The organism is Amycolatopsis rhizosphaerae (assembly GCF_007713715.1).
GTDB classification, from domain to species: Bacteria; Actinomycetota; Actinomycetes; order Mycobacteriales; family Pseudonocardiaceae; genus Amycolatopsis_E; species Amycolatopsis_E rhizosphaerae.
Genome location: NZ_VJWX01000342.1, coordinates 1 through 7,771, shown reverse-complemented (window position 1 = coordinate 7,771; position 7,771 = coordinate 1). Strand labels below are relative to the sequence as shown.

The following is a 7,771-nucleotide window of genomic DNA, read 5'->3' as shown; positions in this document are numbered from 1 at the left end:
GCCCGGAACCGCCGTCGGTGCCCGCGCTCCCGCCCAGCCCCAGCACGATCCGCGTGCAGCCGTCGGCGAGGGCCCGTCCGATCAGTTCACCCACCCCGAGCGTGTTCGCCGTCAGCGGGGCGAGGACACCACCGGGAAGCAGGCTCAGCCCGGACACGGCGGCCAGTTCGACCACGGCCACCGCGTCCCGGCGCGCGTAGCCTGTGCGCACGCGCTCGCCGGTGGGGCCGGTCGCCTCGGCCGGGACGAATGCGAACCCGGCGGCCACCGCGGCCGCGACCGTCCCGTCCCCGCCGTCGGCGATCGGGCAGGCCAGTGTCTCGGTTCCGGGCACCGCGCGCCGCAGCCCGGCCGCCACCGCCTCGGCGACCTCCTTCGCGGGCAGCGATCCCTTGAACTTGTCCGGGGCGATGATCACACGAGACATGGGAGGACCCTACTTCGACCGGATCCGGGCCACCGCCCGCAGCAACTGGTCACCGCGACGACGACGCCAATGGCTACGACCATGAGAGATGGCCGACTACGCTCAGGTCGTGTCCGGTCCGTGCCCGCGGCTTCGACGTCTCTGGTGCACGGACATCACGGCGGTGTCCGCACGGATGAGGAGACCACCATGAAGTACATGATCCTGGCTTACGGTTCCCAGCAGGACTACGACGCCATGGCGGGCAAGGCCACCGGCGGCCCGGCCTGGACGGCCGAGGACTTCGCGGCCATGGGCGAGTTCATGGAGAAGTTCAACCAGGAACTGGCCGAGTCCGGTGAGCTGGTGGAAACCCGGGCCCTGGACGCGCCGGTGCACACCAGGCGGATCAGCAATGGGCCGGACGGGGAGCCGGTGGTGACCGACGGGCCGTACGCGGAGACCCAGGAGGTCCTGGCCGGGTACTGGATCGTCGAATGTGAAAGCTTCGACCGGGCAACCGAGATCGCCTCCCGGCTCAGCCGCACGCCCGGTCCGGCGCACGTGGCCGCGCGGGCCTACGCGGACGTCCGGCCGATTGCCGAGTCGCGCGCTGACCTGGAACCGTGATCGGTCCATGTCCGGCATCGAGGTCGAGGGCCTGTTGCGCGAACTGGCGCCGCAGGTCCTCGGCTCGATCGTCCGCCGTTACGGGCATTTCGACCTGGCCGAGGACGCGGTGCAGGAGGCCTTGCTCGCGGCCGCGACCCAGTGGACCGGCGACAGCACGCCGGCCAATCCGCGCGGCTGGCTGATCACGGTTGCTTCCCGGCGTCTGGTCGACCTTCTGCGCAACGAGCAGGCCCGGCAGCGGCGGGAGGACGCGGTAGCCACCTGGACGCTGCCGACCGACTGGCTCGCACCGCCCGCCGACCGGCCGGTCACCGGCTCCGACGACACGCTGATCCTGCTGTTCCTGTGCTGCCATCCGGCGCTGTCGCCCGCGTCGCAGATCGCGCTCACCCTGCGCGCGGTCGGCGGTCTGACCACCGCCGAGGTGGCCCGCGCGTTCCTGGTGCCCGAAGCCACCATGGCCCGGCGGATCAGCCGGGCCAAACAGCGGATCAAGGCCAGCGGCATGCCGTTCCGCATGCCCGCCGAGGCCGAACGGGCCGGCAGGCTGGCCGCCGTGCTGCACGTGTTGTATCTGATCTTCAACGAGGGCTACGCCAGCACCTCCGGCGCGAACCTGGTGCGGGTGGAACTGTCCACCGAGGCGATCCGGCTGGCCCGGCTGATGCACCGGTTGCTGCCGGAGGACAGCGAGGTGACCGGGCTGCTGGCGCTGATGCTGCTCACCGACGCGCGGCGCCCGGCGCGCATCGGCAAGGACGGCACGCTGATCCCGATGGCCGAACAGGACCGGAGCCGTTGGCACACCGGGCAGATCGCCGAGGGTATCGGGCTGATCACGTATGCGCTGCCCCGCGGCACGACCGGGCCCTACCAACTCCAGGCGGCCATCGCCGCGATCCACGACGAGGCGCCCAGCGCCGACGAGACGGACTGGCCGCAGATCGTGGCGCTCTACGAGGTGCTGCTGCGGATGTCGGACAACCCGGTGGTCGCGCTCAACCACGCGGTCGCGGTGGCCATGGTCGAAGGACCCGATGCCGGGCTGGACCTGCTCGGCAGGCTGGCCGGCGACGGGCGGATCGCGGCAGACCACCGATGGCACGCGGCCCGGGCGCACCTGCTGGAACTGACCGGCGACCGGGTGGCCGCGCGCGAGTGCTACCAGACCGCAGCACAGCGCACCGGCAGCATCCCACAGCAGCGCTACCTGAACCTGCGGGCCGCCCGGCTGGCCGAGCGCAACACCGGCCGGCACGGCTGACGGCCCACCGCAAGCGGCTCCGTGGGGGATCCCGGGGTCAGACCTGGGCTCCGTTGCTGGGATCGGCCCCGTCGGGCGGGCCCTGCTTGACCCGCAACAGGAGCAGCGCGAGCGCGATCACCAGGGAGAGGATGCCCAGCGGGGTGCCCACGGTGGCGCTCAGCCCGATCACCCCGGGCGCGATCAGCAGGAACAGGCCCACCAGGAAGAACAGCAGCACGACGAAGGCACCCTTGCCGGGCCGGGGCAGTGGCGGCGGTTCCGGTGGCACGAAGTGCTCGTTGTCCTCGGCCGGATCGTCGCCGAGGACGACGTCGTCCCATGGCGTTCCGCCACCACGCCAGGACGCGTCCCGTTCCGGCGGCGGGACGGCGCCTGCCGGGCGGGGCGGCTGGGGTGGCTGCGGCGGTTGCTGTGGCGGTTGCTGTGGTTCCAGGGTTTCCTCGTCGAACTTGCCGACGCCCTCCGCGCGCAGATCGGCGACGATCGCCGCGAACGCGGCGTCCACGTCCTCCGGATCGGTGCCGTGCGAGCTCATCGGGATCCCACCTGCTCCTGTGCGAACTCGACGCTGCGCTGGAAGATCAGCGGGGCGTCCTGGTCGAGCGTGGCCACGTGGAAGCTGTTTTCCAGCACTACCTCGGTGAGCCACTCGCTGCGCACTCCGGAACGGATGAGCGCCGCGTTCACCGGTTCCACCACATGGTCCACGGCGGACCGGAACAACAATAGCGGCTGCGTGACTTTTGGCAGGTCGGTGCGGACGATCCGCCACAGTCGGGCGAGGCTCGCCGCGGCCCGCACCGGGGTCCGGCGATAGGCCAGCTCTGTCACGCCCGGTTTGGCGATGTCGTTGCCGATGGCGGCGACCGAGGGCAGCACCTTCGACAGCACGGGCAGCAGCTTGGCGTCCCAACGCAGCGTGGTGACCGAGGGATTCACCAGCACCACGCCGCGGATCTGCTCGCCGAACTCCTCGGCCAGCCGCAGGGCCAGGGTGCCGCCCATCGACATGCCGAACACGAACACCGAATCGCAGGAGTCGAGCAGGGCGAGCAGTTCGTCGCGCACGCAGGCGTACCAGTCCGGCCAGCCGGTGCGGTTGCACTCCTGCCACGTCGTGCCGTGCCCGGGCAGGAGCGGGCAGCGGACGGTGAACTCGCGCGCGGCCAGGTACTCGCCCCAGGGGCGCAGACTCTGCGGCGTACCGGTGAAACCGTGGCACAGCAGGACGCCGATCCGCCCGGAACCGCTGTGGGTGAAGGGTTCCGCACCGGCGAGTACGGGCATGGTCGGCCGCCCTTCCGTTGACTTCGTCGATCAGGCAGGTGATCAGGCAGGTGGATCGGCTGATGATCCGGTTGTGCCGTCCATGGTCCCATGCGGGGGCCGATCCGAACATGCCCGGCGCACCTGCGGTGCCGCGCCGGTGCGCACTCACGTCCCGAGTGCTTCGCGTTGAGCCGGGCTGAGGCGATCCGTTCTGGCGATGAGGGTGTAGGTCTCGGGCCCGATGGTCCGCAGGGCGAGTGGATCGGCGATGGCCGGGCGACGGTGGATCGCCTCCAGGGCGGCGACAGTGCGGTCCGGGGGCCAGCCGAGCGCGGTGGCCAGCGTGGCGAGCGTGAGCGGCCTGCCGGCGTGCACGAACGCGGCGAGCACGGTCAGCGCGTCGTGGGCGAGCGTCTCGGTGACGAGGCTGCCGCTCATCTGTTCGCTGAGCCAGGCGAAGAACCGGCCCATTTCGCCGAGCCGGGCGCCAACGGTGGTGTCGGCGCCGAAAATCTCGATGCCCCGCTGCGCGGCTGCCGCGATCTCGGCATGGGCGCCGGTGTCGGTCCGCCACGCGCGGAGCCAGACGTCGTCCCCGACGAAGTACCGCTCGCGGCGCCCACCGGGGTCCGGCCGGCGCACGACCAACTCCAGGGCTTCGAGGTGCCTGATGGACTTGGACACCGACGCCGGGCTGACCTGGAGCCTGCGCACCAGATCGGCGGCGGTCAGGCCGTTGGCGTCCGCGGTGAGCAGGCAGACGAACACCCGCGCGGTCATCCGGGGCAGGCCGGTTGCGGCCAGCAGGGTCGCGAACCGCTCCACGAAGCCGCGCACCACCTCGGTCTGCCCGTCGGCCGTCGACTCGGCGGGGCGGGCCGTCCTGCGCCGCCGGGCACGATGGCCGGCGGCCTGCTGGGCGCGCTCGGCCAGGTAGTCGCCGGATGCGCCGTTCCGTGCCACCTCCCGGCTGATGGTGGACGTCGGACGGCCGAGCCGTCGGCCGATCTCGGCATACCCCAGCCCGTCGGCCAGCCAGGCCGCGATCCGCCGTCGGTCCTCGTGGGTCAGCCTGCCTCCGGGCACCGGTGCACCTCTCCTCCTTGCGTTCACCCACAGTACAGTGCAACGACCGGTCGGGGCAGTTGCATTCATTCACAATTCCGTTGCAACGATTGGCCCTTGAACTGTGGCTTTGTGTGTCATTTCGTTGACGTGATTGGAAACGCAACGTAGCTTTTCCTCATTCGGAAATGAGGAGGACACGAGGATGCACGTCATGGCACTGTCGACCGTCTCGGACGACGGCAAGTTCTGGAGCGGCCTGAAGCGGGCGCACGCCAATCTCCCCAAGGGCGCCGAGTGGAAGGTGGCGGTCGCGAGCAAGGACGGGGCCAAAGCGGTCAACGTCATCACCCACGACTCCATCGAGGGCGTTCGGCAGTTCTTCGAGGCACACACCGGTGCCTACGCGACGACGGAGTACTTCGAAGCGGACGCCGCGAACGCGGTCGGGCTCCCCCGATGACGATCGACGTGCCGGGGATTCGCGCCCGCCTCGCCCGGCTCCTGACCGAGTACGGGATCCCGGGCGCCTCGATCGGCGTGCTCCACGGCGGGGAGGTGACCGAATTCGCGGTCGGCGTCAAGAACGTGGAGACGCGGGAACCCGTGACGACCGGCACCGTCTTCCAGTGCGGCTCCATGACCAAGACGTGGACGGCGCTGGCCTTCATGCAGCTCGTCGACGAGGGAAGGGCCGACCTGGACGAGCCGGTGCGAACCTACCTGCCCGGCTTCGCGGTGGCCGATCCCGAGGCGAGCGCCAAGGTCACCCCCCGGCATCTGCTGTACCACACCAGCGGTATCGAGGAGGCCTACGGCGATCCCGGCGAAGACGACGATGTCTACGAGCGCATGGTCGGCAACATCGCCGGCGCGCCCCAGGTTTTCCCGCTGGGCCGCACCCACGGCTACAGCGCGGCGCTGGGTTACGCGATCCTCGCCCGCATCCTGGAAGTGCTCGACGGTAAGCGCTGGGACGACGTCATGCGGGATCGTCTCTTCGATCCCCTGGGGCTGACCAGTACGAACAGTCGGCGCGAGCAGGTGGACCAGACCCGGGCCGCGACCGGGCACCTGATCCGTTCGCCGGACGAGGGCGCCATCGTCACACCGGTGGACTACCTGCCGCGTGCCTTCGGGCCCGGCGGCAACATCACCTCGACGACCCGGGAGGTGCTCACGATGGCGCACGTCCTGCTCAGCGAGGGCACGGCGCCCAGCGGAAGGCGGATCGTGTCCGCCGAGAGCATCCGGGAGATGATGCGTTCGCGGGTTCCCGTGCCGGACCCGTACGTGTTCGGTCCGGAATGGGCGCTCGGCCTCATCGTGTGCGACTGGCAGGGCGAAACCGTTTACGCCACCGACGGCAGCACGATCGGCCAGAACGCCCGGCTCCGGCTCCTGCCGGACTCGGACACCGCCGTCGTGATGCTGACCAACGGCGGCCCGCGGGACAGCTTCTACCGCAAGGTGTTCAACGAGATCCTGACCGACCTCGGCACGGCCACCATCCCGGACCTGCCCGCACCGGACCCGGCACTGAACCTCGACCTGTCCGGGTACGAGGGCGTCTACGAGCGCCCAGGCGCACGGTACGAGGTGTTCGCCGACGACGGAACGCTGTACCTCACCCTGGTCCTCGACCCGATGCAGGCACAGTTCCTCGGGAAACCGGACCGCATCCGGTACGAGTTGCTCCCGGTGAGCGAGACGCACTTCCTGATGCCACCCGCGGATCCGCTGGAGGACACCCAGACCGTCGCGATCTACGGCTTCGCGAACGGAGCCGCCGGGTACCTGCACACCAACAGCCGGGTGCACCCACGAACAGGGTGACCACTGCGGCGATCGTGCGGGCTGTGACATCCCGCGCACGCAGTGCTCTGGCGTTGTGCCGTGCCCGGCATCGTCCGTACGCTGGATCGGCGAGCCGATCCGGGCAGGTTGGAGGCCATGTCGCGGTGCTGTACCGGTTGTTGAAATACGTGTTCCTGGGCCCGCTGCTCAGGCTGCTGTGGCCCGCGAAGGTCACCGGCATCGAGAACATCCCGGCGACCGGCGGGGCGATCCTGGCCGGCAACCACCTCGCGGTGGCCGACTCCTTCTTCATGCCCCTGCGCGTGCCGCGCCGGGTCACCTTCCCCGCGAAGTCCGAGTACTTCACCGAGAAGGGCTTCAAGGGACGGCTGAAGAAGTGGTTCTTCACCGGGATCGGCCAGATCCCGATCGACCGGTCCAGCGGCTCCGCCGCGCAGGCCGCGCTGGACACCGCGATCCGGCTGCTCCGGGAGGGGCGCCTGCTGGGCATCTACCCGGAGGGCACGCGGTCGCCGGACGGCCGCCTGCACAAGGGAAAGACCGGTGTGGCGCGGATCGCGCTGGAGGCCGGGGTGCCGGTGATCCCGGTCGCCATGATCGGCACCGACAAGGTCAACCCCATCGGGTCGAAGATGTGGCGGCCGCACCGGCTGGAGATCCGCTTCGGCAAGCCGCTGGACTTCTCGCGCTACGCGGGTCTTTCCGGTGACCGGTTCGTCGAGCGCTCGATCACCGACGAGATCATGTACGCGCTGATGGAGCTGTCCGGCCAGGAGTACGTGGACATCTACGCGGCGCGGGCGAAGGAACTGATGGCCGCCGAGGCGGCGGGCGTGCGCCCGTCGGTGCCCTCGCAGGCGGATGGGGCCGCCAAGTCGGCCGAGGCCGCGGGGGTCCCCGGGGCGAAGACCCGATAGCCCGGGCCTAAGGTGCTTCGGTGCGATTTTTCTACGACACCGAATTCATCGAGGACGGCGTGACGATCGACCTGGTGTCGATCGGTGTCGTGGACGAGCGGGGCCGGGAGTTCTACGCGGTCTCGACCGACTTCGACCCCGCCAAGGCGGGCCCGTGGGTCCGCGAGAACGTCCTCGACAAGCTGCCCTCGCCCGCCGACAAGGCGTGGCGCAGCCGGTCGCAGATCCGTGCCGACCTGCTCGAGTTCTTCGGCAAGCCGTCCGGCGGGATCGAACTGTGGGCCTGGTACGCCGCCTACGACCACGTCGCGCTCGCCCAGCTGTGGGGGGCGATGCCGGATCTGCCGCGCCAGTTGCCCCGGTTCACCCGGGACCTGCGGCAGCGCTGGGAGGATG

Annotated in this window: 10 protein-coding genes; 6 read left to right on the top strand and 4 right to left on the bottom strand. The window is 70.3% G+C overall.

The genetic code is table 11. The features are described 5' to 3' along the window. Window positions 1-427: glycerate kinase (locus tag FNH05_RS26640; protein ID WP_144591460.1), on the bottom strand; the 427-nt coding region annotated here is incomplete at its 3' end. A gap of 189 nt (window positions 428-616) precedes the next feature. Between FNH05_RS26640 and FNH05_RS26635 the strand changes: the two genes are divergently transcribed. Together FNH05_RS26635 and FNH05_RS26630 are read left to right on the top strand one after the other, a co-directional pair. Next, entirely contained in the window at window positions 617-1,036 is a 420-nt protein-coding gene (locus FNH05_RS26635) for a YciI family protein (RefSeq protein WP_144591459.1), read from the top strand. A 7-nt stretch (window positions 1,037-1,043) separates the two neighbouring features. Continuing rightward, the gene (locus FNH05_RS26630) at window positions 1,044-2,303 is read left to right on the top strand and encodes an RNA polymerase sigma factor (RefSeq protein WP_144591458.1); all 1,260 of its coding nucleotides are present in this window, start codon (window positions 1,044-1,046) and stop codon (window positions 2,301-2,303) included. 37 nt (window positions 2,304-2,340) lie between these two features. Here the strand turns inward: FNH05_RS26630 and FNH05_RS26625 are convergent, their stop codons facing one another. The 3 genes from FNH05_RS26625 to FNH05_RS26615 all read right to left on the bottom strand — a co-directional run bounded on the left by FNH05_RS26625 (window position 2,341) and on the right by FNH05_RS26615 (window position 4,661). Next, window positions 2,341-2,841 carry a hypothetical protein gene (locus FNH05_RS26625; RefSeq protein WP_144591457.1) on the bottom strand — a complete coding sequence of 167 codons (501 nt, stop codon included), beginning with the start codon at window positions 2,839-2,841 and terminating at the stop codon, window positions 2,341-2,343. Then, the gene (locus FNH05_RS26620; protein ID WP_144591456.1) at window positions 2,838-3,593 is read right to left on the bottom strand and encodes an alpha/beta hydrolase; all 756 of its coding nucleotides are present in this window, start codon (window positions 3,591-3,593) and stop codon (window positions 2,838-2,840) included. The genes FNH05_RS26625 and FNH05_RS26620 overlap by 4 nt, the downstream gene beginning before the upstream one ends. Before the next feature lie 147 nt (window positions 3,594-3,740). Further along, window positions 3,741-4,661, bottom strand: a complete 921-nt coding sequence (locus FNH05_RS26615; RefSeq protein ID WP_144591455.1) for a GbsR/MarR family transcriptional regulator — start codon at window positions 4,659-4,661, stop codon at window positions 3,741-3,743. 193 nt (window positions 4,662-4,854) lie between these two features. Between FNH05_RS26615 and FNH05_RS26610 the strand changes: the two genes are divergently transcribed. From FNH05_RS26610 to FNH05_RS26595, 4 genes are all read left to right on the top strand, one after another. Continuing rightward, window positions 4,855-5,103, top strand: coding sequence for a hypothetical protein (locus FNH05_RS26610; protein ID WP_246127955.1), 249 nt, complete (start codon window positions 4,855-4,857; stop codon window positions 5,101-5,103). After that, window positions 5,100-6,476 carry a serine hydrolase domain-containing protein gene (locus FNH05_RS26605; RefSeq protein WP_144591453.1) on the top strand — a complete coding sequence of 459 codons (1,377 nt, stop codon included), beginning with the start codon at window positions 5,100-5,102 and terminating at the stop codon, window positions 6,474-6,476. The genes FNH05_RS26610 and FNH05_RS26605 overlap by 4 nt, the downstream gene beginning before the upstream one ends. A 125-nt stretch (window positions 6,477-6,601) precedes the next feature. Further along, on the top strand, window positions 6,602-7,375 hold the full coding sequence (locus FNH05_RS26600) for a lysophospholipid acyltransferase family protein (RefSeq protein WP_144591452.1): 774 nt from the start codon (window positions 6,602-6,604) through the stop codon (window positions 7,373-7,375). Window positions 7,376-7,395: 20 nt separating this feature from the next. After that, a partial coding sequence (locus tag FNH05_RS26595; protein ID WP_144591451.1) for a polyadenylate-specific 3'-exoribonuclease AS occupies window positions 7,396-7,771 on the top strand: 376 nt, incomplete at its 3' end.

Excerpts from the sequence above, each read along its gene's own strand:
- FNH05_RS26605 (WP_144591453.1), top strand. The coding sequence starts at position 5,100 with ATGACGATCGACGTGCCGGGGATTCGCGCCCGCCTCGCCCGGCTCCTG.
- FNH05_RS26630 (WP_144591458.1), top strand. The coding sequence starts at position 1,044 with ATGTCCGGCATCGAGGTCGAGGGCCTGTTGCGCGAACTGGCGCCGCAG.
- FNH05_RS26625 (WP_144591457.1), bottom strand. The coding sequence starts at position 2,841 with ATGAGCTCGCACGGCACCGATCCGGAGGACGTGGACGCCGCGTTCGCG.
- FNH05_RS26620 (WP_144591456.1), bottom strand. The coding sequence starts at position 3,593 with ATGCCCGTACTCGCCGGTGCGGAACCCTTCACCCACAGCGGTTCCGGG.
- FNH05_RS26635 (WP_144591459.1), top strand. The coding sequence starts at position 617 with ATGAAGTACATGATCCTGGCTTACGGTTCCCAGCAGGACTACGACGCC.
- FNH05_RS26610 (WP_246127955.1), top strand. The coding sequence starts at position 4,855 with ATGGCACTGTCGACCGTCTCGGACGACGGCAAGTTCTGGAGCGGCCTG.